The organism is Actinocatenispora comari (genome assembly GCF_017312725.1).
Taxonomy (GTDB): Bacteria; Actinomycetota; Actinomycetes; order Mycobacteriales; family Micromonosporaceae; genus Actinocatenispora; species Actinocatenispora comari.
The window spans coordinates 13,190-35,116 of the sequence record NZ_BOPO01000132.1; the positions used below are offsets into that span (position 1 = coordinate 13,190).

Here is a 21,927-nt window from a genome sequence, read left to right on the forward strand (position 1 = left end):
CCGGGCCCGCCCCGGGGCGACAGCGCCAGCACTCTGCGTGTCCGCTGACGGCCCGTCGTGGCCGCCAACCACCGGCCGCTTTCCGGCCGCTGGTTCCGGATGGTTAAGGTCGGGCGTCGAGGAGGTCGCGCGGATCGGGGCTGTGGGCGAGACCGAGGCCCTTCCCCGCGTACCGTCTCGCCCGCGGTCACCGCAGCCCGTCGCGGCACCGCACGCATGGCCAACCCGATCACCCCTGTCGCGGAGTACGCCTTGCCTGGCACTGACCTGGTGCGCCGGATACCGGCGCTGCTCGCCGCCCTGGCGGTCGGGCTGTTCGGCGCGCTCACGTTCGCCGCGCCGGCCGCCGCCGCCACCCACGACGCGCCCGCGACGGCGACGCTCAGTTGCGAGAACGGCAAGGTCGCGGTGCGCTGGACGATCCGCAACGGCTGGCCGGACGTGGCCGACGTCAGCGACGTGTCGGGCAAGCCGGTCGACGTGGCGCTCAGCGGTACCGAGCTGGAGGGCAAGGGCGACAAGGTCCTCGGCAAGCAGCTGGTGCCGAGGACCGCGGACACGGCCGAGCTCAACTACACGGTGCGCTGGGCCGATCGCGCCAGCACCACCCGGACCGCCACCAAGACGATCCCGGACGACGTGTGCTCCACCACGCCGCCGACCTGCATCGAGGCCGCGGACGCGAGCTACCGGCACAGCTTCGACGGGACGAAGGGCACCGCCACCGTCGCGCTGCTCGCCGGGCAGAAGCTGTGCAAGGGGTCGAGCCAGGACTTCTCGCTGGCCAGCTACACCGCGTCCAGCGCCGGCGGCTACGCCTCCACGCTGCCGCAGCAGCTGTTCCGGCAGCAGACCCGCACGCTGAGCGCCAAGCATCCGTCCGTGACGCTGCGGGTCGCGGTACCGGACTGCTACACCCAGGTGGTGCTGATCTGGGGCGACCGGGACGAGGTGCTCACCGACTTCCGCAAGGACACGCCCGGCTACGGGGCGAAGGTGCTCGGGCACACCGGCGCGCCGGGCAACCGGTCCATCGGGCCAGTCGGCAGCTTCCACGGCGGCCAGACCGCCTGCGTGGTCAGCGTGACCGACTCGGCGTCGCCGTCCGACTCCCCCGCGCCGGCTCCGGCCCGGTCCGCGCCGGCCAGCAGTCCGGCCGCCGCCGCCAGCGCGAGCAGCCTGCCAGTCACCGGTGGTTCGCTCGCCGCGATCATCGTGGCCGTGGTGGTCCTCGCCGGCGGCGGGCTGGTGCTGTTCGCCGCCGCCCGTCGGCGCCGCATCGCCGCGACCGACCGCTGATGCCCGACCCCACTCCGCCGCCCCACCGAACACCGACGCCTGACCGGACGCTGGCGCCGGACCGGACGCTGGCGCCGGACCGGACGCTGGCGTCCGGACGCACCTCGCTGGCCGCTGGGCCGCGCCGGTCGGACGGACACTGAGCCGGTGCGGATCGAACCGATCACCCCGGCGCTGCTGGTCGAACGGCTGGTGGCGCGCATCGACGCGGCCGGCCCGGGCCGTACCCGGGTGCTGCTGGACGGCGCGCCGCCGGCCCGGCCGGCCCAGCTCGCCGCGGCACTGGCCGACCCGCTGCGCGCGCTCGGTCGGCCGGTGGTGACGGTGCACGCCGCCGACTTCCTGCGGCCGGCGTCGCTGCGGCTGGAGTACGGCCGGCACGACCCGGACAGCTACTACGACGGGTGGCTCGACGCGGCGGGGCTGGTCCGGGAGGTGCTGGCGCCGCTCGGGCCGGACGGGTCCGGGCGCTACCTGCCGACCCTGTGGGACGCGGTGACCGACCGGGCGACCCGGGCCGCCTACCGCGACGCGCCGACCGGTACCGTCCTGCTGCTCGACGGCGACCTGCTGCTCGGGCGAGCGTTGCCGGCCGAGCTCGCGGTGCACCTGGACGTGTCACCGACCGTACTGGCGCGCCGGCTGGACGCCGAGACGGCCTGGACGCTCGACGCGTACCGCCGGTACGCCGACGAGGTGGCGCCCCGCCGCACCGCCGACGTGGCGGTGCGCTACGACGACCCGGAACACCCCGCCCTGATCCTCGACTGACCGGCGCGCTCAGCCCTTCTCCAGGTACTCGGCACGGTCCTCGTCGACCAGGGCAGCGACGGTCTCGGCCAGCAGCGGATGCTCGGTCAGCTCGCGGTCGGCGTCGATCACCCGGACCGCCTCGTCCCGTGCCTCGGCGATCAGCTTCGCGTCGGAGAGCAGCGACAGCAGCCGCAGGTGCGAGCGGCGGCCGGACTGCGCAGCGCCGAGCACGTCGCCCTCCCGGCGCTGTTCCAGGTCGAGCTCGGCGAGCCGGAACCCGTCCACGGTGGACGCGACCGCGGTGAGCCGCTCGTGCGCGGCGGACTCCGGCGCCGCCTCGCTGACCAGCAGGCACAGCCCGGGCGCCGAGCCACGGCCGACCCGGCCGCGCAGCTGGTGCAGCTGCGAGACGCCGAACCGGTCGGCGTCCAGCACCACCATGACGGTCGCGTTCGGCACGTCGACGCCGACCTCGATCACCGTCGTGGCGACCAGCACGTCCAGCTCGCCGGCGGCGAACGCGCGCATCACCGCGTCCTTCTGGTCCGCGGGCAGCCGGCCGGTGAGCTGGCCGACCCGCAGCCCGGCGAGGGGCCCGTCGGCGAGCTGCGGCGCCACCTCGGCCACGCCCAGCGGCGGGCGGCGCTCGTCGTCGCCCGGCGCGCCCTCGTCGGCCGCGTCCTCGTCGGTGGGGTCGACGCCGATCCGCGGGCACACGACGTATGCCTGGTGGCCGGCGGCGACCTCCTCGCGCACCCGGGCCCAGGTACGGTCCATCCAGCGCTCCCGGTTGCCCGGCACCACGTGCGTGGTGATCGGCGAGCGGCCCCGGGGCAGCTCGGTCAGCGACGACACGGACAGGTCGCCGAACACCGTCATCGCCACCGTCCGCGGGATCGGGGTGGCGGTCATCACCAGCACGTGTGGCGGCTGGGTCGCCTTGTCCCGCAACGCATCGCGCTGCTCCACCCCGAACCGGTGCTGCTCGTCGACCACGATCAGCCCCAGGTCGGCGAACTCGACCCCCTGGTAGAGCAGGGCGTGCGTGCCGACCACGATGCCGGCCGTACCGGCGGCGATGTCGGCGAGCACCCGGCGCCGGGCGGCGGCCGGCAGCGACCCGGTCAGCAGCGCCAGCCCGGTCGCGCCGGCCGCCTCGTCGGTCAGCGGCAGTTCGCCGTCGGCCGGTGCCGGGCCGGTGCGGGCGAGGTCGCCGAGCAGCGTGGCGAGGCCCCGGTGATGCTGCGCGGCGAGCACCTCGGTGGGCGCGAGCAGCACCGCCTGCCCGCCGGAGTCGACCACCTGCAACATCGCCCGCAGCGCGCAGACCGTCTTGCCGGAGCCGACCTCGCCCTGCAGCAGCCGGTGCATCGGGTGCGGGCGGGCCAGGTCCTCGGCCACCTCCTCGCCGACCGCACGCTGCCCGTCGGTCAGCTGGTACGGCAGCCGCGCGTCGAACGCGGCGAGCACCCCGTCGGTGCGCCGGGGGCGCTGCACCGCCGGCCAGTCGGCCGCGCGCGCCTTGCGCTGCACCAGCGTCAGCTGCAGCGCGAACGCCTCGTCGAAGGTCAGCCGTTTCCGCGCGGCCGCCCGTGCCTGCCAGCTGCTGGGGCGGTGGATGTCGTGCAGCGCGGCGGCCAGCCCGACCAGTTCGTGGTCGGCACGCAGCGACTCCGGCAGCGGCTCCGGCGGCGGCTCCAGGGTGTCCAGCGCGACCCGGACGCAGCGGGCGATGGTCCAGCTCGGCATCGTCGCCGCGGCCGGGTAGACCGGGATCAGCGCACCGAGGAACTCCTCGATCTCGGTGTTGTCCTGCGCCGCCTCGCCGGGATCGGACAGCAGCTGGAAGTCGGGACCGTTGAGCTGCCGCTTGCCGCGGAACTCGGTGACCTTGCCGGCGAACAGCCCCCAGCGCCCGACGGTCAGCTGCCGCTGCCGCCAGGCCTGGTTGAAGAACGTCAGGGTCAGCGTGCGCTGCCCGTCGCCGACGGTGACCTCCAGCAGCTTGCCGCGCCGCTGTCGCATCGGCCGCACGTTCACCCGCTGCACCTGGGCGAGCACGGTGACCTGATCACCGACCTGCAACGCGGACAGGTCGGTGTGCTCGCCGCGTTCGGCGTAGCGCCGCGGAAAGTGGTAGAGCAGGTCACCCACCGTGGCCAGGCCGAGCGTCTCGGTCAGCGCCGCGGCGGTCTTGTCGCCGAGCACCTTGCCCAGCGGCGTGCTCAAGGTCGCCATCCGGCAACCCTAACCAGCCGCACCGACAGCCCCGGCCGCGCCGCACCCCGCGGTCGGCCGGGCCAGGTCTCTCAGGGCTTCGGGCTCAGCGTGCCCGCGGCCTTGCGCATCTGCTTGTTCAACTTGTCGTGCCCGTCCGGGACCGAACCCCAGAAGCCGGCCGCCGTGCCGTCTCCGGCGTCCAGCACCGCGACCACCACGTACTCGGTGGTCTTCTTGCCGGCGGAGCTGGTGTACGTGACGTCGAATGCCCACAGCCACGCCTTGCGGCCCAGCTGGGTCAGCTGCTCGTCGAGATGGTCCTTGCCGGCGTCGACCTTGGCGCCGGTGCCGTAGTAGCCCTTCAGGATCGAGGTGGCCAGGTCGGACTTGACCGACTTCAGGTCGTCCGGGCCGCTGTAGTCGAAGTCGTCGGACAGCTTGCCCAGCTGCATCGTGGCGTACACGTTGGTGTCGATCTTGACCGACTGGCCGACCGGGCTCTGCAGCTCCTTCGCCGGCGGCTCCACCGAGTCGACCCACGGCGAGCCGGCCTTGGTGTACCCCCAGCCGGTCGCCGAGTCGATGATCTTGTTGCCGTGCACCCCGTCATCGGACGGACCGGGCGACGGCTTGGCGGTCGCGCTCGTCGACGGCCGGGCGCTGGAACTCGAGCTCGGGTCCGCGACCGGCGGCTTCTTGTCCTTGCCGGTGGACACCAGGGCCACCACCGCGACGATGGCGAGCACCAGCACCAGCGCGCCGCCGCCGACGAACAGCCACGGCGCGATCGACCGCTTCTTCGGCGGCACCGGCCCACCCGGCGGCGGGAAGCCACCCGGACCCGGTTGGTACCCGGCGGGCGGGCCGCTCGGTTGATAGCCGGCGGGCGGGCCGCTCGGCGGCGCCATCCCCGGCGCCAGCGGCGCCCCGTACGGCGGGGGCTGCGCGCCGGGCTGCTCGTACTGCTGCGGCTGCTGCTGCCAGCCGGTGTCGAGCGAGTACTGCTCGAAGCCGGACGGCTCGTCGCCGGCGGACGGCGCCCCCGAGGAGTGGCCGGGCGGCGGCCCGAACGGGTCGGCCCCGGCACCCGGGTACGGCTGCTGCGGTGGTTGGCCCTGCGGCGGCTGATCGGGCCAGCCACCGGGCGACTGCGGCGGGTAGGTCACGACCGGAGGGTAAGCGGTCGTGCCCAACACGGCCGCGTTGAGGTCGCAACTCGACGGTACGCGCAAACACGTGCACCCTCGGTGAGACGGCCTGGCTAGAGATCGCGGGCGAAGGAGAGGCAGTCCGGCTCGTCGGCGTAGTAGCCGTAGTTCGGGATCCGCCGGTAGCCGAGCTTGCCGTACAGCGCGATCGCCTCGGGCTGCTTGCCACCGGTCTCCAGGATCACCCGGGTGCGACCGGCCCGGCGGGCGTCGGCCTCGATCGCGGCCAGTACCGCGGTGGCCACCCCGGTACCGCGGGCGGCCGGCACCGTGTACATCCGCTTCAGCTCCGCGGTGTCGTCGCCGTGCGAGCGCCAGCCACCGCACCCGACGGGCTTCTCGCCCCGGTAGGCGACCAGGAACGCGCCGTTCGGCGGCTCGAAGTCGGCCGCCTCGACCGGCGTCTCGTCGCCCTCCCCGCCGTACCGGGCGCCCAGGTCGGCGAGCGCCTGCGCCACCAGCTGCCGGGCCACCGGCTCGGTGAAGCCGACCCGTTCGATGCGCAGCGCGGTCGTGGTCGCGTCGTCGATCGTCACCCCGCCATTGCACCAGCACCACGGCGCCGGTCGCGAGCGGATTCGGCCAACGTGACGAGCGCCGCCGGTCAGCGGAAGTGGTCCCAGCCGCCGCGCCCGGTGAACGGCTCCCCGTCGACGGTCAGGCCGCTGCCCTCGTCGACGCTGCCGATCACCCGCCAGTCGGCGGTCAGCACGCTGCCGGCCGGGAACGTCGCCACCAGCGCGTGGTCCTCGCCACCGGTGAGCACCCACTCGTACGGGTCGACGCCGAGCGCCCGGGCCGCGTCCACCATCTGCTCCGGCAGCTCGAACCCGTCGCGCCGCACGTCGATCGCGACGCCGCTGGCGTCGGCGACGTGTCCCAGGTCGGCGAGCAGCCCGTCCGACACGTCGATCATCGCGGTGGCACCCTGCCGGGCGGCGACCGGGCCGCACTGGTACGGGACCAGCGGCCGGCGGTGCGCGTCCACCAGCGCGCGGGGCGACCGGAACCCGCGGGACAGCACGGTGAAGCCGGCCGCCGCCCAGCCGAGCCGGCCGGCCAGCGCCACCTGGTCGCCGGGCTGGGCGCCGGAGCGGGTCACCGGGCGCACGCCGCGCAGGTCTCCCAGGGCGGTCACCGAGATGGTCAGCGTGGGGCTCGCCACCGTGTCGCCGCCGACCACGCTCGCGCCGACCAGCGCCGCCTCCGCGGCGAGGCCGTCGGCGAGCTGCTCGGCCCACTCGACCGGCAGCTCCGGCGGCGCGGACAGCCCGACCACCAGCGCGGTCGGGGTGGCGCCCATCGCGGCGATGTCGGCCAGGTTCGCGCCGGCCGCGCGGTGCCCGACGTCGGTCGCCGAGGACCAGTCGCGGCGGAAGTGCCGCCCGTCGACCAGCACGTCGGTACTGACCACGACCCGGTTGTCGGAGGTGGTCACCACGGCCGCGTCGTCCCCGGGCCCCAGCAGGCAGGTCGGTCCCGGCGCCAGTCGCGCGGTGACCCGCTTGATCAGGCCGAACTCGCCCATCTCCGCAACGGTCACTGCAGGGCTCCTCCGATCGCCGGCGGTGGATGCGCGCCGCCGCCGCTGTCGGCCGCTGTCGTCGGCTTGCCCGCATCCTGCCACCCGGAGCCAACCCGCACCGTACAGAGGTCGACGCGGTGCGCGCTGCGTACGGTACGTTCTGTTTCGGCCGGCAGTTCCGTGGCGAGGAAGGGCACCCGTCGTGGTCCAGGCGTACATCCTCATCCAGACCGAGGTCGGCAAGACGCACGACGTGGCGACCGCGATCGGGCACGTCGACGGCGTGGTTCGGGTCGACTCGGTCACCGGCCCGTACGACGTGATCGCGCTCGCCGAGAAGCACACCGTCGACGAGCTCGGCAAGGCGGTCGTCAGCAAGGTCCAGTCGGTCGACGGCATCACCCGCACCCTGACCTGCCCGGTGGTGCATCTCTAGGCCCGCCGACCGGCCACGCGCGGGGCACTCGGACTGCGACGCGGGCCCCAGCCGTACCGGCCCGGGCGCGGCGACGGATCCGCCGACGGGCACAATCGGCAGCCGATCCACCCGAGCTTTCGCCGGAGGTGTCCTCGGTGGCCGACGCCGACTCCCGCGCCGCGGCGCGGACCGCGACGCTGATCGCCCTACCGCTCGCGCTGATCGCCGGAGCGGTCGCGTTCTGGGCGCTCGGCGGGCTCGGCGGCGGCAACGGCGACAAGCGGGCCGCCGGGTCGCCGAGCCCGCAGCCGTCCAGCACGGTACGGATGCCGGCCGCGTCGCTCGCCCCCACGCCGACCACCGTCTGCCGGGGGCTGATCGCGCAGCTGCCCAGCACGATCCGCTCGGCGAAGCGGCGCCCGGTGTCGGCCGGCGCCGAGCAGAACGCCGCGTACGGCGCGCCCGCGCTGCGGGTGGCCTGCGGCGTCGCGGCACCGACGGTGGCGAAGACCGCCACCGTGTACGAGCTGTCCGGCGTCTGCTATCTCGCCACCAAGCAGCGGGACGGGTCGAGCGTGTGGACGACGGTCGACCGGACCGTGCCGGTGGCCGTCACGGTGCCCGGCTCGTACTCGGGGGCCGGTCAGTGGGCGGCGGAGTTCTCCGACACGATCGCCGGCACGGTGCCCTCGTCGGACACCGCCCCGTCCGGCTGCCACTGACGCCGCGGCGCTGGTCCGCCCGGCGCCGGACGACAGTGCCGGCGCGGCGCCGTCAGCCGTGTTCGGCGCGACGGTGCAGGGCGGTACGGATCAGCCGGGAGATCAGCTTCGGGTAGTCCAGGCCGCTTCTGGCCCACATCTTCGGGAACGCCGACGCGGCGGTGAAACCCGGCATCGTGTTGATCTCGTTGACCACCACGTCCAGCTCGGGCGTGACGAAGAAGTCGACCCGGGCCAGGCCGGCGCAGTCCAGCGCGGTGAACGCCTGGCACGCGGTCCGGCGGACCTCGTCGATCACGTGCTCGGGCAGCCGCGGCGGGATGTCCAGCTCGGGCTCGTCGAGGTACTTGGCCTCCAGGTCGTACCAGCTGTGCCGGGAGTCGATGTGCACCTCGGCGGGCAGGCTCGCCTCCGGCTCCCCGCCGTACTCGCCCTCCAGCACGCCGCACTCGACCTCGCGCACACCGGTGAACGCGGCCTCCACCAGTACCTTCGAGTCGATCTCGCGGGCGGTGGCGATCGCCGCCGGCAGCTGTGCCCAGTCGTCGACCCGGGTGATGCCGACCGAGGAGCCGGCCCGGGACGGCTTGACGAACACCGGCAGCCCCAGCCGGTCCATCTCGGCCTCGGCCAGCGACTGCCCGGCCCGCAGCACCGCGTACTCGCCGACCCGCAGCCCGTCGGCGGCCAGCAGCTTCTTGGTGAACTCCTTGTCCATGCAGGCGGCGGAGGCGAACACGCCGGCGCCCACGTAGGGCAGGCCGGCCATCTCCAGCAGCCCCTGGATCGTGCCGTCCTCGCCGTACGCGCCGTGCAGCACCGGCAGCACCACGTCCACGTCCGCCAGCGCCGCGGCGCCCTGCGCCGGGTCCAGCGCGACGATCCGACCGCCGGAGCCGGCCGGCAGCGCCACCTCGGTACCGGCACCGTCGGTGATCTCCGGGAACCGCCGGCCGCGGATCGCCAGCTCGCTCGGATCGCCGTCGGTGAGCAGCCAGCGGCCCTGCCGGGTGATGCCCACCGGCACCACCTCGAACTCGTCCGAGTCGATCGCCGACAGCACGCTGCCGGCGCTGACCGCGGACACGGCATGCTCGCTGCTGCGACCGCCGAACACGACGGCGACGCGTGGTCTGCGTGGCGTAGTCACGCCCCCGGACATTACTCGACGTGCTCGCCACAGCAGCGACGCATCGGACGATCCCACCACCTCGGGGCGGCCCGGTCACGACCGGTTGCGGGCCGGGACCAAGGTCCCGGCCGCCGTGACCCTTGGCACCTGGTACGGCACGGGTGCCCGATTGTTGACTGGAGGTCGTTGTCGTCGTCGGGCTCGGGGGGTCGGGCCGAGGAGGTCGCCATGGCAGCGTCCGGTACCGGGCTGATCGTGGTCGGCGTGGACGGGTCGCCCACCTCGATCGCCGCACTGCGCTGGGCCGCCGCCGAGGCGTCCCGGCGGGCCGGCCGGCTGCTCGCGGTCCGGGCGGTCGGCGGCGGCGAGCCGACCGCGCAACTGGCCGCCGAGCACGCCGTACTGTCCGCCTCGGTCCGTGCCGCCCTCGGCGCCGAGCCGGCGGTACCGGTCGTGGAACGGATCGTCGCGGCGCCGCCGCAGCAGGCGCTGCTGTCCGCCGCCCGGGACGCCGACCTGATCGTCGTCGGCTCCCGTGGCCACTCCGGGCTGCTGGGCCGCATCCTGGGCTCCACCGCGATCTCGGTCGCGCGCACCGCGTCGGTGCCGGTCGTGGTGGTGCCGGCGGCGGACACCCCGGACGAGCGGGACGACCCGGGCCCGGCCGGGCAGGACGGCGCGGACTCGGCCGATCCCGGCATCGGCCCGGCCGCCGACCCCGGCCCGCCCGACCCGTTCGCCGGACGTACCGCCCCACCGCCGGCCGGGGCAGGCCGTACCCTGACCGTGTGATCCGGGTCTTCCTGCTCGACGACCACGAACTCGTCCGGCGTGGTCTGATCGACCTGCTCGCCGGCGAGCCGGACGTCGAGATCGCCGGCGAGGCGGGCACCGCGCGGCAGGCGCTCGACCGGGTGCCGGCGGTGCGCCCCGACGTGGCCATCCTGGACGTGCGGCTGCCCGACGGCGACGGCGTCGAGGTCTGCCGGGAGCTGCGCAGCCAGCTCCCCGACCTGCGCTGCCTGATCCTCACCTCGTACAACGACGACGACGCGCTGGTGCGGGCGGTGCTCGCCGGCGCGTCCGGGTACGTGCTGAAGGACATCATCGGCAACGACCTGGTCGACGCGGTACGCACGGTCGCCGCCGGCGGTTCGCTGCTGGACCCGACGGCCGCCGGTGCCCTGATGGAGGCGATGCGGCGCCGCTCCGACCCGGACGACCCGCTGGCCGACCTGACCGCGCAGGAACGCAACATCCTGCGGCTGATCGGCGACGGGCTGACCAACCGGCAGATCGGTGAGCGGCTGTTCCTGGCCGAGAAGACCGTCAAGAACTACGTCTCGAACGTGTTCACCAAGCTGGGACTCAACCGGCGCACCCAGGCCGCGGTGCTCGCCACCCGGATCTGGCCCCGCCCCGAGCGCTGAACCGCCCACCTCTGGCAGCCGGCGGCCGCGACGTGGCATTCGGCCATCGCTGGGCGGCCGAGCCTGGTGAGGCGGAACACCTCCCGGGCAGGCGGTCGGAACCGGCGGCCACGAGGTGGCTGCCGGCGGCGTCTAGGCGTGCAGCGGCACCTGCCAGACGACGAGCGTGCCGCCGCCCGGCCGGGCCTCGGCGGTCATCTCGCCGCCCAGCGACAGCGCGCGTTCGGCCAGGTTGCGCAGCCCGCTGCGGCGGCCACCCGCGGGCAGCCCGATGCCGTTGTCGGCGACGGTCAGCCGCAGCCGGCCGGACCCGACGGTGAGCTCCACGTCGGCGCGGCCGGCCCGGGCGTGCCGGGCCACGTTGGCGAGCAGCTCCCGGACCGCGGCGACCAGGTGCTCGCGCAGCCGTACCGGCAGCTCGACGTCCGGGTTGAGGTTGAACCGGACGCTCGGCGCGAAGCCGAGCGCGTCGGCGGCCTGGTCGGTCACCGACAGCAACGCCGAGCGGACGTCCTCGACCGAGCCGGCCGGCGGCTCCTCCAGCTGGTAGATCGTGGCGCGGATCTGGCGCACCGTCTCGTCCAGGTCGCCGACCGCGCGCAGCAACCGCTCCCGCACCTCCGGCAGCACCACCATCCGGGCGGTGCCCTGCAGCAGCATGCCGGTCGCGAACACCCGCTGGATCACCTGGTCGTGCAGGTCGTGCGCGATGCGCTCGCGGTCGGCGTAGAGCGCGACCTGCTCGCGCCAGGTGCGTTCCCGGGCCAGCCGCAGCGCCACCGCCGCCTGGCTGGCGAAGGTCTCCAGCATCCGCAACGCCACGGTCGGGAACGGTGACCGGCCGCGCAGCCGGCTGACCATCACCACGCCGAGCGCGTCGTCGGCCAGCCCCAGCGGTACCAGGGCGCACGGGCCGACCGGCGGCAGCGTGTCGGACAGCCAAGGCGCCCGCCGGGTGTCCTCCCACATGTCCGCCACCACCACCGGGGTACCGGAGCGGAACACGTCACCGGCCCGCGACGCGTCCATCGGCAGTACCCGCCCGAGCGTGCTCTCCGCCTCGACCCCGTCGGCGGTGCGGATCACCATGTGCTCGCGGGTCTGGTCGACGTGGAACACCACGGCGAAGTCGGCGTCGGTCAGCCGCCGGGCGGTGCGGATGATCGTGGTGAGCTGGCTGTCCGGGTCGGTACCGGCGAGCAGGTGGTGGGTCAGCCCGTAGTTCGCCGCGAGCCAGCGCTCCTGTTCCCGGCTCGTCTCGTACCGCCGGGCGTTGAGCAGTGCGATCGACGCGGCGGCGGCGAACAGCGCGAGCAGGCTCTCGTCGTCGGAGTCGAACGGCTTCCCATCCCGCCGGTCGGCGAGGTACAGGCTGCCGAGGTTGCGGCGACCGTCGCCGATCGGTACCCCGAGGAAGGAGCGCATCGGCGGGTGGTGCGGCGGGAAGCCGGCCGCGGCCGGGTGCCGGTCGATGTCGTCGACCCGCAGCGGGCCGGAGCGGCGACGAGGCTCGCCGAGCAGCCCGTGGCCGTCCGGGAACGGGCCGATCCGGGCGGCCTGCTCGGCGCCGATCCCGGTCCACAGGAAGTGTTCCAGCCGGCCGTCGGTGCCGCGCACCCCGAGCGCGCCGTAGCGGGCGCCGACCTGTTCGGCGGCGAGGTCGACGACTCGCTGCAGCACCACCGACAGGTCCAGCTCGCCGGCGATCGCCACCATCGCGACCAGCAGCTCGACGAACCGCCCGCGGCGCCGGGTGCGGTTCGTGTCGACGGGCGGCCCCTCGGACGGGCCGCCCTGCTCTCCCCCGTCCGCCGAGTCACTCATCGACGCAGTGTGTCATCCGGCGGCCAGCCCGGCGCGAAGATCGTCGATCAGGTCCACCGGGTCCTCACAGCCGACGGACAGCCTGATCAGCCCGGCCGGTACCGGGTCGCCGAACTGGGCGCGCCGGTCCGCCGAGGAGTGCAGCCCGCCGAAGCTGGTGGCGTTCGCGACCAGCCTCGTGGCCCGCAGGAACGCCGTCGCCGCCGCCTCGTCGGCCAGCTCGAAGGTCACCAGCCCGGGCATCCGGGTCAGCTGCCGGCGAGCCAGCGGATCCAGCCCCGGCCAGCGCAGCCCGGTCACCTCGGACCGGCCGGCCAGGAACTCCACCACCGCGGCGGCGTTGGCCTCCTGCCGGGCCAGCCGCAGCTCCAGGGTGGCCAGCGACCGGTGCGCGAGCCACGCCTCGAACGGGCCGCAGATCGCGCCGGTCATCGCCCGCCAGCCGCGCAGCCGGTCCGCGAGCCCCGGGTCGGCGGTGGCGACGTAGCCGAGCACCAGGTCGGAATGGCCGGTCAACGCCTTCGTACCGGACGCGACCACCACGTCTGCGCCCAGCGCCAGCGGCCGCTGCCCCAACGGCGTCGCCGTCGTGTTGTCGACCGCGAGCACGGCACCGAGGTCGCGCGACATCGCCGCGACGGCGGCGATGTCGCACACCGCCAGCCCGGGGTTGGCCGGCGTCTCCAGCAGCACCAGGGTCGGCGCCAGCTCGGCCAGCCGGTACGGGCCGGGCGTCGGCACCGTGTGCACCGTGACGCCGCGCTCGGCCAGTACCGTGTCGGCGAACTCGCGCACCTTGAAGTACCCGTCGGAGGGCAGCAGCACCGTGTCGCCCGGGGCGAGGGTGGCCAGCAGCAGGCCGGTGATGGCGGCCATGCCGGAGCCGAACGCGACGACCTCGCCGCCCTCCAGCTCGCCGATCGCCTGCTCCAGCGCGCGCACCGTCGGGTTGTCGGTCCGGCCGTACGCGTCGGCACCGCCCGGCCCCTCGGCGGCCAGGTGGTAGGGCGCGGCCAGCACCGGTCCGGCCCGGAACGGCGCGCCAGGCGTCGCGGCGGGCTCGCCGGCGTGCACCACCCGGGTCGCGTCCCGCCAGCCCGCCGGCGCCACACCGCCGGGTCGATCCGCCTCCCTGGGGTGATGCGCGTCCTCCGGCCCGCCGGGCTGCCCGGACGGGTGCATCACTCGGCCTTCATGGCGCGGCTCATCAGCTCGCGCAGCGCCTCCGACACCGGCACGTGCTCGTAGCAGACCCGTTCGACCTGCTCGGTGATCGGCATCTCCACCTGGTACCGGTGCGCCAGGTCGCGGATCGACCGGCAGCTCTTGACCCCCTCGGCGGTCTGCCGGGTGGCACGCTGCGCGGCGGCCAGGCTGTCGCCCCGGCCCAGGTACTCGCCGAACCGGTGGTTGCGCGACAGCGGCGACGAGCAGGTGGCGACCAGGTCGCCCAGCCCGGCCAGGCCGGAGAACGTGCGCGGGTCGGCGCCGAGCCGCTCCCCCAGCCGGGACGTCTCGGCCAGCCCGCGGGTGATCAGCGTCGCCTTCGTGTTGTCGCCCAGCCCCAGCCCGGACGCCATCCCGTACGCCAGCGCGATGACGTTCTTGACCGCGCCGCCGATCTCCGCGCCGACCACGTCGGTGTTGGTGTACGGCCGGAAGTACGGCGCCGCCACCGCCCGCTGCACCAGCTCGGCGCGGGCCAGGTCGGTACAGGCGACGACGGCCGCGGTGGGCTGCGCGTGCGCGATCTCCGGCGCCAGGTTCGGCCCGGTCACCACCACGACCTGATCGGTCGGGATGCCGGTGACCTCGGCGATCACCTCGCTCATCCGCAGCAGCGTGTTCAGCTCGATGCCCTTGGCCAGGCTGACCACGCTCGCCGCCGGGTCGAGCAGCGGCTTCCAGGCGACCAGGTTGTCGCGCAGCGCCTGGCTGGGCGTGGCGAGCACCACCAGGTCGGCGCCGTCCAGCGCGACCGCCGGGTCGGTGGTGGCGCTGACCGCGTCCGGCAGCCGCACCTCGGGCACGTAGTCCGGGTTGGTGTGCGTGTCGTTGATCGCGTCGGCGACCTGCGCCCGGCGGGCGAGGATGCGCACCTCGCGGCCGGCGTCGGCGAGCACCTTGCCGAACGTGGTACCCCAGGAGCCGGCGCTGAGCACCGCCGCGCGCTTGATCTCGGTCATCGTCCGCCTTCGCCGTCGGGGGTGGCCGGCCGCTTCGGCGGCCATGCGTACAGCTGCTCCGGCGGCTGCTCGTCGCGAAGCTCGGTGAGCAGTTCCCGGATGCGGTACATGATCGCGTCGGACAGGCCGCTGAGCACGGTGCGGTCCGGCTCACCGCCGGCGGCCCGCTCCCGCCAGGCGGACAGGTCCATCGGCGGGCCGGCCAGCACGCTGACCGGGGTACGCGGCCGGGGCCGCACGCTGTGCGCGACCGGATCCTGCAGCCGTTGCGCGCCCCACTGCGCCACCGGGATCACCGGAGCGCCGGTGGCCAGCGCCAGCCGGGCCACACCGGTACGGCCGTGCATCGGCCAGAAGTCCGGATCGCGGGTGGTGGTGCCCTCCGGGTAGACCACGACGACGTCGCCGTCGCGCAGCGCCGCGGCCGCCTCGTCCACCGAGCGGGCCGCGTCGATGCTGCCCCGGTGCACCGGGATCTGGCCGGTGCTGCGCAGCGCCGGGCCCATCAGCGGCACCTGCAGCACGCTCGCCTTGGTCAGGAACCGCGGCACCCGCCCCGTCGCGTACACGAACCGGGCCATCACCATCGGATCGACCTGCGAGATGTGGTTGGCGGCGACGATCGCGCCGCCGGTGGCGGGGATGTGCTCGGCGCCCTGCCAGGTGTGCCGGCTGAAGACCGTGAGCGTGGAGTTGATCACCCCCATGCCGACCCGCACCCAGAAACCTCGACGCGCCACCGCACCTCCCTACCCTCGTCACCGTACCCGTGCCCACGATGATGCCCGCCCGGCGACGGCCCCCGGACGCGGGCCGGCCGCCTCACCCGCCGACGGTGACCGCCGGGCCGCCCGGCGACTCGGACGGCAGCGGTCAAACTCCCCCGCGGACGTACCCGCCCGCCGCGGCGGGACGGTGCGGCGGGCGCCGCCGGAACCGGTACGGTCGGGGCATGCAGGGGACCGTGGCGACGTTCGAGGCCGACACCGGGGCGGGCACGGCGGTGCTGGACGACGGTACCCGGGTCGCGTTCGACGCGGCCGCGTTCGCCGCCGGCGGCCTGCGCCACCTGCGGCCCGGCCAGCGGGTCCGGCTGGACACCGACGAGCGCGACCGGATCGTACGGGTCGCCCTGGTCACCATGGCCTGACCGGCGACGCCTCCGTGGCGACCGGGTGCCGCCGGCCGGGCGACGGAGCGGACCGGCCGGGCGACCAGGTACCGCCGGCGCGGCGACCGGCGAGGACGGGCCCGCGATCGGGTACCGCCAGCGCGGCGGCCGGCGAGGACCGGCGCCGTGGTCCGGGCGCACGGTCGGCTCGTCACGGTGCCGTTGACCGGTGTTTCTCGCTCGTTCAGCCGGATCGGGTCATCATGAAGCCATGACGCACGCCAGCGAGGAGAGCACCCGTACGGGCGACCGGTCGACGCGGCGCGGCGCCAACACCCGGCCCGCCGCGGCACCGCGGCAACCCGGCCCGGAACCGGCCACGGCACCGCTGCGCGGCGCACCCGACACCGCCCCCGCACCGGCCGGCACCGACCCGTCGCGCCGCGGTACGGCCGGCAGCGACGACCGCGGCGCGGGTACGGCCACGGCGAGCGACACGGCTGCGGTGCGTGGGGCGGCCGAGCCGGCGACCGTGCGAGGGGCGGCCGAGCCGGTCGACCGGGAGGAGCTGCCGGAGGGGCGGTTCCTCAACCGGGAGCTGTCCTGGCTGGACTTCAACGCTCGGGTGCTCACCCTGGCCGAGGACCGCAAGCAGCCGCTGCTGGAGCGGGCGAAGTTCCTCGCCATCTTCGCGAGCAACCTGGACGAGTTCTACATGGTCCGGGTCGCCGGGCTGCAACGGCGGCTGTCCACCGGCCTCACGTTGCGCACCCCGGACCGGATGCCGCCGCGCGAGCAGCTGGAGCGGATCAGCCAGCGGGCCGCGGAGCTGGTCGGCCGGCACTCCCGGTGCTTCGCCGACGACGTGCGGCCGGCGCTGGCCGAGGCCGGGGTGCGGATCCTGCGCTGGTCGGAGCTGACCGCCGACGACCAGGAGCGGCTCCGCGGGTACTTCCGGGACCAGGTGTTCCCGGTGCTCACGCCGCTCGCGGTGGACCCGGCGCACCCGTTCCCGTACATCTCGGGGCTGTCGCTGAACCTGGCGGTGCTGGTGCGGGCGGCCGACGGCAGCGGCGAGCGGTTCGCCCGGGTGAAGGTGCCGAACAACGTGCCCCGGTTCGTCACGGTGCAGCGGCCCACCGCCGGCCGCTCGGCGTTCCTGCCGGTGGAGGACCTGATCGCGGCGCACCTGGACCAGCTGTTCCCGGGCATGGACGTGGTCGACCACCACGTCTTCCGGGTCACCCGCAACGCCGACCTGGAGGTCGAGGAGGACCGGGACGAGGACCTGCTGCAGGCGATGGAGCGCGAGCTGGCGCAGCGCCGGTTCGGCCCGCCGGTGCGGCTGGAGGTGGCGTCCACCACCTCCGACCACGTGCTCGACCTGCTGGTGCGGGAGCTCGACATGACCTCGCAGGACGTGCTGCGGGTGCCCGGGCTGCTGGACCTCACCGCGCTGTGGCAGATCTACGACGCCGCCGACCGGGACGACCTGACCGACCGGCCGTTCGTGCCGGCGACGCCGGCGGCGTTCAGCGAGGGCGAGACACCGAAGAGCGTGTTCGCCACGCTGCGCGGCGGCGACGTGCTGGTGCACCACCCGTACCACTCGTTCTCGACCACGGTGCAGCGGTTCATCGAGCAGGCGGCCGAGGACCCGGGCGTGCTCGCGATCAAGCAGACGCTGTACCGCACCTCCGGCGACTCACCGGTGGTCGACGCGCTGGTGACCGCCGCGGAGGCGGGCAAACAGGTGGTGGCGGTGGTGGAGATCAAGGCCCGGTTCGACGAGGAGGCCAACATCTCCTGGGCGCGCAAGCTGGAGCAGGCCGGCTGCCACGTGATGTACGGCCTGGTCGGGCTCAAGACGCACGCGAAGATGGCGCTGGTGGTGCGAGCCGAGGCGGGCGGCATCCGGCGCTACTGCCACATCGGGACCGGCAACTACAACCCGAAGACCGCCCGCACGTACGAGGACTTCGGCCTGTTCACCGCCGACCCGGAGGTCGGCGCGGACGCCACCGACCTGTTCAACGTGCTCACCGGGTACTCCCGGCAGACCAGTTACCGGCGGCTGCTGGTGGCGCCCCAGGGGGTACGGGCGGGCATCATCGACCGGATCGAGCGGCAGGCCGACCGGGTCCGTGCCGGCAAGCCGGCCCGCATCCAGTTCAAGGTCAACTCGATCGTGGACGAGCGGGTGATCGACGCGCTGTACCGGGCCAGCCGCGCCGGCGTGCGCATCGACCTGGTGGTGCGCGGGATCTGCTCGCTGCGGCCGGGTGTGCCGGAGCTGTCGGAGAACATCCGGGTCCGGTCGATGCTCGGCCGGTTCCTGGAGCACTCGCGCATCTTCCGGTTCACCGCCGACGGCTTCGACGAGTTCTGGATCGGTTCGGCCGATCTGATGCACCGCAACCTGGACCGCCGGGTGGAGGCGCTGGTGCAGGTGACCGACGCCGCCGCGCAGCGCGAGCTGGCCGGGGTGCTGGATCTCGCGATGGCCGACAGCACCGGCGGGTTCGAGCTCAACCCGGACGGCTCCTGGACCCGGCGCAACGGCGGCCTGAACGACATGCAGGCGGTCCTGCTGCGCGAGACCGTCGACGAGACCTGAGGTGGCATCGATGTCCGCACAGCTGATCCGGGCGGCCGGCGGGCTGGTCTGGCGGGAGGGGCCGACCGGGGTCGAGGTGGCGCTGGTGCACCGGCCCCGGTACGACGACTGGTCGCTGCCGAAGGGCAAGCTGGACCGCGGTGAGCACCCGCTCGCGGGCGCCTGCCGGGAGGTGGCCGAGGAGGCGGCGCTGCGCCCGGTGCCGGGAGTCCGGCTGCCGTCGGTGCGCTACCGGGTGGCCGGGCCGGGCGGCTCGACCGACAAGGTGGTCGACTTCTGGTCGATGGCCGCGGTCGACGGCGCCGGGTTCGCCCCCAACGACGAGGTGGACCAGCTGCGCTGGGTCCGGCTGGACCAGGCGCCGGCGGCGCTGACCGACGACGACTACCTGCCGGTGCTCGCCGCGTTCGCCGCGCTGCCCCGGATCACCGCGACGGTGCTGCTGGTCCGGCACGCCAGCGCCGGCCGGGCGGACGCCTGGCAGGACGCCGACGAGCTGCGACCGCTGGACGAGTCGGGCGTCGCGACGGCGGAGCGGCTGGCCGCGCTGCTGCCGCTGTTCGCACCGGTCCGGCTGCTGACCGCGACGCCGTTGCGGTGCGTGCAGACCATCGAACCGACGGCGCGCCGGCTGGGGCTGGAACCCGCCCCGGCGCCGGTGTTCGACGAGGTGGGGCACGATCCGCTCGGTGCGGCGGCGCGCGTGCGGCGGCTCGCCGAGCGCGGCGGCAGCAGCGTGGTCGCGAGCCAGGGCGGCATCATCCCGGCCACCCTGGATCTCCTGGCGCACCAGGACGGTGTCACGGTGGCAGACGCCAGCACGCCGAAGGGCGCGGTCTGGGTGCTGTCGTTCGCCGACGACCGGCTCGCCGCCGCCGACCTGCTCCGCCCCTGACGAACCCCGCCCACCGGTCCTCGTTCGTCCACTATGGACAGACCGGTGCGGCGGTCAGCTGTCGGCTGGCTGCTCGGCGACGACGAGCATGGTGTGCTGGCCCTCCAGACCCTCGACCATCACCAGGGTGCAGGCGGTGACCCGGCCGCGCCACACCTCGGCGACGGGCAGCTCCGGACGCGGTTCGAGCGGGTAGCTGTTGGCGAAGAACGGCAGGCCACCGTTGCCGCCGGCCGATCCGTGCACGTGGTTCATGTACCGGATGCCGGTGTCCAGGTCGACCACCGCCGGGAAGGTGACCGCCTCGAACCGGCCGTCGCCGCGGCGCTTGCGCTCCGGCCGGGTGTCGGCGAACCGGGTGACCTCGATGGTGTGCCCGACGGGGATCGGCGCGGGGAAGTTCAGTCGCAGCGTGCGTGCCATCCCCGCACGGTACTGTCCCGGGGCCCCCGGTCTCCACCGCCGACGCGGCTGCCGCTGCGCGCCGACGGCCCCGCCCGTCCACAGTGGACGTGCGGGGGCCGTCGGGATCGCTCAGGTGGTGGCGATGCTCGGCTTGAACGACGGGCGCGAGCTCTCGTACGCGGCGATGTCGGCCTCGTGCCGCAGCGTCAGGCCGATGTCGTCCAACCCCTCCAGCAGCCGCCAGCGGGTGAAGTCGTCCAGCTCGAACGACCAGGACCGGCCGTCCGCCCGCACCTCCCGCTCGACCAGGTCGACGGTGATCTGGGTGGTCGGGTCGTGCTCGATGAGCTTCCACAGCGTCTCGACCGCGTCGATCGGCAGTTGCACCGGCAGCAGGCCGCCCTTGAGCGAGTTGCCGCGGAAGATGTCGCCGAACCGCGGCGCGATCACCGCGGCGAACCCGTGGTCCTGCAACGCCCAGACGGCGTGCTCCCGGGACGAGCCGGTACCGAAGTCGGTGCCGGCGACCAGCACCGTACCGCCGGCGAACGCCGGGTTGTTGAGCACGAACTCCGGATCGTTGCGCCAGGCCGAGAACAGCCCGTCGGCGAAGCCGGTGCGGGTGACCCGCTTGAGGTACACCGCCGGGATGATCTGGTCGGTGTCCACATTGGACCGACGCAGCGGCACCCCGGTACCGGTGTGCACGGTGAACTTCTTCATGACGAACTACCTCCCTACAGGTCGGCCGGTGCGGCGAGATGGCCGGCCACCGCGGTGGCCGCGGCGACCGCCGGCGAGACCAGGTGGGTACGCCCACCGCGGCCCTGCCGGCCCTCGAAGTTGCGGTTGGACGTGGACGCCGAGCGCTGGCCCGGCGTCAGCACGTCCGGGTTCATGCCCAGGCACATCGAGCAGCCGGCGAACCGCCACTCGGCGCCCGCGGCGGTGAACACCTCGTGCAGCCCCTCCGCCTCGGCCGCGGCCCGTACCTTGGCCGAACCCGGCACCACGAGCATCCGGACGCCCTCGGCGACCCGGCGACCGGAGATCACCTCGGCCGCCGCCCGCAGGTCCTCCAGCCGACCGTTGGTGCAGGACCCGAGGAACACCACGTCCACCTCGACGTCGCGCAGCTTCGTGCCGGCGGTCAGGTCCATGTAGGACAGTGCCCGCTCGGCCGCGGTACGCGCGGCCTCGTCGGCGAACGACTCCGGCACCGGCACCGTGCCGGACAGCGGTGCGCCCTGCCCCGGGTTGGTACCCCAGGTGACGAACGGTTCGACCGCACCGGCGTCGATCGTGACCTCGGTGTCGAACACCGCGTCCTCGTCGGTCGCCAGCCCCCGCCAGTACTCCACCGCGGCGTCCCAGTCCGCGCCGGCCGGCGCGTTCGGCCGCCCCTTGAGGTACGCGAACGTGGTCTCGTCCGGCGCGACCATGCCGGCGCGGGCACCCCACTCGATCGACATGTTGCAGATGGTCATCCGGCCCTCCATGGAGAGATCGCGGATGGCCTCGCCGCGGTACTCGACGATGTGGCCCTGCCCGCCGCCGGTGCCGACCTGGGTGATCAGCGCGAGGATCAGGTCCTTCGCGGTGACCCCGGGCCGCAGCGCACCGGTCACGGTGACCGCCATCGTCCTCGGCTTGGTCTGCGGCAGCGTCTGGGTGGCGAGCACGTGCTCGACCTCGGAGGTACCGATGCCGAACGCGATCGATCCGAACGCGCCGTGGGTGGAGGTGTGCGAGTCGCCGCACACGATGGTCATGCCCGGCTGGGTGGCACCCAGCTGCGGGCCGATCACGTGCACGATGCCCTGCTCGGCGGCGCCGAGCGAGTGCAGCGGCACGCCGAACTCGACCGCGTTGCGGCGCAGCGTCTCCAGCTGGGTACGAGACACCGGGTCGGCGATCGTGACCAGGTTGTCGGTGGGTGTGTTGTGGTCCTCGGTGGCGAGCGTCAGGTCCGGCCGGCGGACCTTGCGCCCGGCCGCCCGCAGGCCGTCGAAGGCCTGCGGGCTGGTCACCTCGTGAACGAGGTGCAGGTCGATGTAGAGCAGGTCGGGTTCGCCCTCGGCGGACCGTACGACGTGCGCGTCCCAGATCTTCTCGGCGAGTGTGCGCCCCATCTCACTTCTCCCACGATATGGACTTCCCGAATGATGGGAGGTATGTTTCG

General features: G+C 74.3%; 21 protein-coding genes. 9 read left to right on the forward strand and 12 right to left on the reverse strand.

Annotated features, from left to right (window positions below; translation table 11 throughout):
• Window positions 1-252 precede the first annotated feature (252 nt).
• Together NUM_RS32850 and NUM_RS32855 are read left to right on the forward strand one after the other, a co-directional pair.
• Window positions 253-1,299 (forward strand): hypothetical protein, encoded by a 1,047-nt coding sequence (locus NUM_RS32850; RefSeq protein ID WP_207128823.1) that lies wholly within the window; start codon window positions 253-255, stop codon window positions 1,297-1,299.
• A 147-nt stretch (window positions 1,300-1,446) separates the two neighbouring features.
• Window positions 1,447-2,070, forward strand: a complete 624-nt coding sequence (locus tag NUM_RS32855) for a nucleoside/nucleotide kinase family protein (protein ID WP_207128824.1) — start codon at window positions 1,447-1,449, stop codon at window positions 2,068-2,070.
• Window positions 2,071-2,079: 9 nt separating this feature from the next.
• Here the strand turns inward: NUM_RS32855 and recG are convergent, their stop codons facing one another.
• From recG to NUM_RS32875, 4 genes are all read right to left on the reverse strand, one after another.
• Complete coding sequence (gene recG / locus NUM_RS32860; protein ID WP_207128825.1) at window positions 2,080-4,290, reverse strand: ATP-dependent DNA helicase RecG; 2,211 nt, start codon at window positions 4,288-4,290, stop codon at window positions 2,080-2,082.
• Between the two features lie 71 nt (window positions 4,291-4,361).
• Entirely contained in the window at window positions 4,362-5,438 is a 1,077-nt protein-coding gene (locus tag NUM_RS37795) for a hypothetical protein (RefSeq protein WP_207128826.1), read from the reverse strand.
• A gap of 95 nt (window positions 5,439-5,533) precedes the next feature.
• Entirely contained in the window at window positions 5,534-5,986 is a 453-nt protein-coding gene (locus NUM_RS32870) for a GNAT family N-acetyltransferase (RefSeq protein ID WP_207128855.1), read from the reverse strand.
• Between the two features lie 98 nt (window positions 5,987-6,084).
• Window positions 6,085-7,023, reverse strand: coding sequence for a thiamine-phosphate kinase (locus tag NUM_RS32875; protein ID WP_225919010.1), 939 nt, complete (start codon window positions 7,021-7,023; stop codon window positions 6,085-6,087).
• Between the two features lie 184 nt (window positions 7,024-7,207).
• Here NUM_RS32875 and NUM_RS32880 point away from each other — a divergent pair, with 184 nt between their 5' ends.
• Entirely contained in the window at window positions 7,208-7,441 is a 234-nt protein-coding gene (locus tag NUM_RS32880; RefSeq protein WP_207128827.1) for an Lrp/AsnC ligand binding domain-containing protein, read from the forward strand.
• Window positions 7,442-7,578: 137 nt separating this feature from the next.
• Entirely contained in the window at window positions 7,579-8,145 is a 567-nt protein-coding gene (locus tag NUM_RS32885; RefSeq protein WP_207128828.1) for a DUF3515 family protein, read from the forward strand.
• A 52-nt stretch (window positions 8,146-8,197) separates the two neighbouring features.
• Here NUM_RS32885 and NUM_RS32890 read toward each other — a convergent pair whose 3' ends face one another.
• Entirely contained in the window at window positions 8,198-9,295 is a 1,098-nt protein-coding gene (locus NUM_RS32890) for a D-alanine--D-alanine ligase family protein (protein ID WP_308440606.1), read from the reverse strand.
• A 210-nt stretch (window positions 9,296-9,505) separates the two neighbouring features.
• On the opposite strand from NUM_RS32890, the gene NUM_RS32895 reads away from it, so the two are divergent.
• Both NUM_RS32895 and NUM_RS32900 read left to right on the forward strand, forming a co-directional pair.
• The gene (locus NUM_RS32895; protein WP_207128830.1) at window positions 9,506-10,069 is read left to right on the forward strand and encodes a universal stress protein; all 564 of its coding nucleotides are present in this window, start codon (window positions 9,506-9,508) and stop codon (window positions 10,067-10,069) included.
• Entirely contained in the window at window positions 10,066-10,707 is a 642-nt protein-coding gene (locus NUM_RS32900; RefSeq protein WP_207128831.1) for a response regulator, read from the forward strand. The genes NUM_RS32895 and NUM_RS32900 overlap by 4 nt, the downstream gene beginning before the upstream one ends.
• A 132-nt stretch (window positions 10,708-10,839) precedes the next feature.
• On the opposite strand, the gene NUM_RS32905 is transcribed toward NUM_RS32900, so the two are convergent.
• The 4 genes from NUM_RS32905 to NUM_RS32920 are packed head-to-tail and all read right to left on the reverse strand — an operon-like array spanning window position 10,840 to window position 15,457.
• Window positions 10,840-12,531: a sensor histidine kinase gene (locus tag NUM_RS32905; protein WP_207128832.1), complete on the reverse strand. Its 1,692-nt coding sequence runs from the start codon at window positions 12,529-12,531 to the stop codon at window positions 10,840-10,842.
• 12 nt (window positions 12,532-12,543) lie between these two features.
• Window positions 12,544-13,716 carry a cystathionine gamma-lyase gene (locus NUM_RS32910; RefSeq protein ID WP_225919011.1) on the reverse strand — a complete coding sequence of 391 codons (1,173 nt, stop codon included), beginning with the start codon at window positions 13,714-13,716 and terminating at the stop codon, window positions 12,544-12,546.
• Window positions 13,713-14,717 carry an NAD(P)H-dependent glycerol-3-phosphate dehydrogenase gene (locus NUM_RS32915; protein WP_207128833.1) on the reverse strand — a complete coding sequence of 335 codons (1,005 nt, stop codon included), beginning with the start codon at window positions 14,715-14,717 and terminating at the stop codon, window positions 13,713-13,715. Before NUM_RS32915 ends, NUM_RS32910 begins: the two co-directional genes overlap by 4 nt.
• On the reverse strand, window positions 14,714-15,457 hold the full coding sequence (locus tag NUM_RS32920; protein WP_225919012.1) for a lysophospholipid acyltransferase family protein: 744 nt from the start codon (window positions 15,455-15,457) through the stop codon (window positions 14,714-14,716). The genes NUM_RS32915 and NUM_RS32920 overlap by 4 nt, the downstream gene beginning before the upstream one ends.
• A 212-nt stretch (window positions 15,458-15,669) precedes the next feature.
• Here NUM_RS32920 and NUM_RS32925 point away from each other — a divergent pair, with 212 nt between their 5' ends.
• From NUM_RS32925 to NUM_RS32935, 3 genes are all read left to right on the forward strand, one after another.
• Window positions 15,670-15,867 (forward strand): cold-shock protein, encoded by a 198-nt coding sequence (locus NUM_RS32925; protein WP_207128834.1) that lies wholly within the window; start codon window positions 15,670-15,672, stop codon window positions 15,865-15,867.
• 232 nt (window positions 15,868-16,099) lie between these two features.
• Window positions 16,100-18,445 carry an RNA degradosome polyphosphate kinase gene (locus tag NUM_RS32930; RefSeq protein WP_207128835.1) on the forward strand — a complete coding sequence of 782 codons (2,346 nt, stop codon included), beginning with the start codon at window positions 16,100-16,102 and terminating at the stop codon, window positions 18,443-18,445.
• A 10-nt stretch (window positions 18,446-18,455) separates the two neighbouring features.
• Window positions 18,456-19,340, forward strand: coding sequence for an NUDIX hydrolase (locus NUM_RS32935; RefSeq protein ID WP_207128836.1), 885 nt, complete (start codon window positions 18,456-18,458; stop codon window positions 19,338-19,340).
• 54 nt (window positions 19,341-19,394) lie between these two features.
• On the opposite strand, the gene NUM_RS32940 is transcribed toward NUM_RS32935, so the two are convergent.
• The 3 genes from NUM_RS32940 to leuC all read right to left on the reverse strand — a co-directional run bounded on the left by NUM_RS32940 (window position 19,395) and on the right by leuC (window position 21,877).
• Window positions 19,395-19,763 (reverse strand): hypothetical protein, encoded by a 369-nt coding sequence (locus NUM_RS32940; protein WP_207128837.1) that lies wholly within the window; start codon window positions 19,761-19,763, stop codon window positions 19,395-19,397.
• Between the two features lie 111 nt (window positions 19,764-19,874).
• A complete protein-coding gene (gene leuD / locus NUM_RS32945; protein WP_207128838.1) occupies window positions 19,875-20,468 on the reverse strand; it encodes a 3-isopropylmalate dehydratase small subunit in 594 nt (197 codons plus the stop codon).
• Window positions 20,469-20,482: 14 nt separating this feature from the next.
• Window positions 20,483-21,877: a 3-isopropylmalate dehydratase large subunit gene (gene leuC / locus NUM_RS32950; protein ID WP_207128839.1), complete on the reverse strand. Its 1,395-nt coding sequence runs from the start codon at window positions 21,875-21,877 to the stop codon at window positions 20,483-20,485.
• Between the last annotated feature and the right edge of the window lie 50 nt (window positions 21,878-21,927).

Bases quoted from the DNA above. Each gene is read 5' to 3' on its own strand.
- recG (WP_207128825.1), bottom strand. From the start codon at position 4,290: ATGGCGACCTTGAGCACGCCGCTGGGCAAGGTGCTCGGCGACAAGACC.
- NUM_RS32895 (WP_207128830.1), top strand. From the start codon at position 9,506: ATGGCAGCGTCCGGTACCGGGCTGATCGTGGTCGGCGTGGACGGGTCG.
- NUM_RS32905 (WP_207128832.1), bottom strand. From the start codon at position 12,531: ATGAGTGACTCGGCGGACGGGGGAGAGCAGGGCGGCCCGTCCGAGGGG.
- NUM_RS32915 (WP_207128833.1), bottom strand. From the start codon at position 14,717: ATGACCGAGATCAAGCGCGCGGCGGTGCTCAGCGCCGGCTCCTGGGGT.
- NUM_RS32925 (WP_207128834.1), top strand. From the start codon at position 15,670: ATGCAGGGGACCGTGGCGACGTTCGAGGCCGACACCGGGGCGGGCACG.
- NUM_RS32930 (WP_207128835.1), top strand. From the start codon at position 16,100: ATGACGCACGCCAGCGAGGAGAGCACCCGTACGGGCGACCGGTCGACG.
- NUM_RS32935 (WP_207128836.1), top strand. From the start codon at position 18,456: ATGTCCGCACAGCTGATCCGGGCGGCCGGCGGGCTGGTCTGGCGGGAG.
- NUM_RS32940 (WP_207128837.1), bottom strand. From the start codon at position 19,763: ATGGCACGCACGCTGCGACTGAACTTCCCCGCGCCGATCCCCGTCGGG.
- leuD (WP_207128838.1), bottom strand. From the start codon at position 20,468: ATGAAGAAGTTCACCGTGCACACCGGTACCGGGGTGCCGCTGCGTCGG.
- leuC (WP_207128839.1), bottom strand. From the start codon at position 21,877: ATGGGGCGCACACTCGCCGAGAAGATCTGGGACGCGCACGTCGTACGG.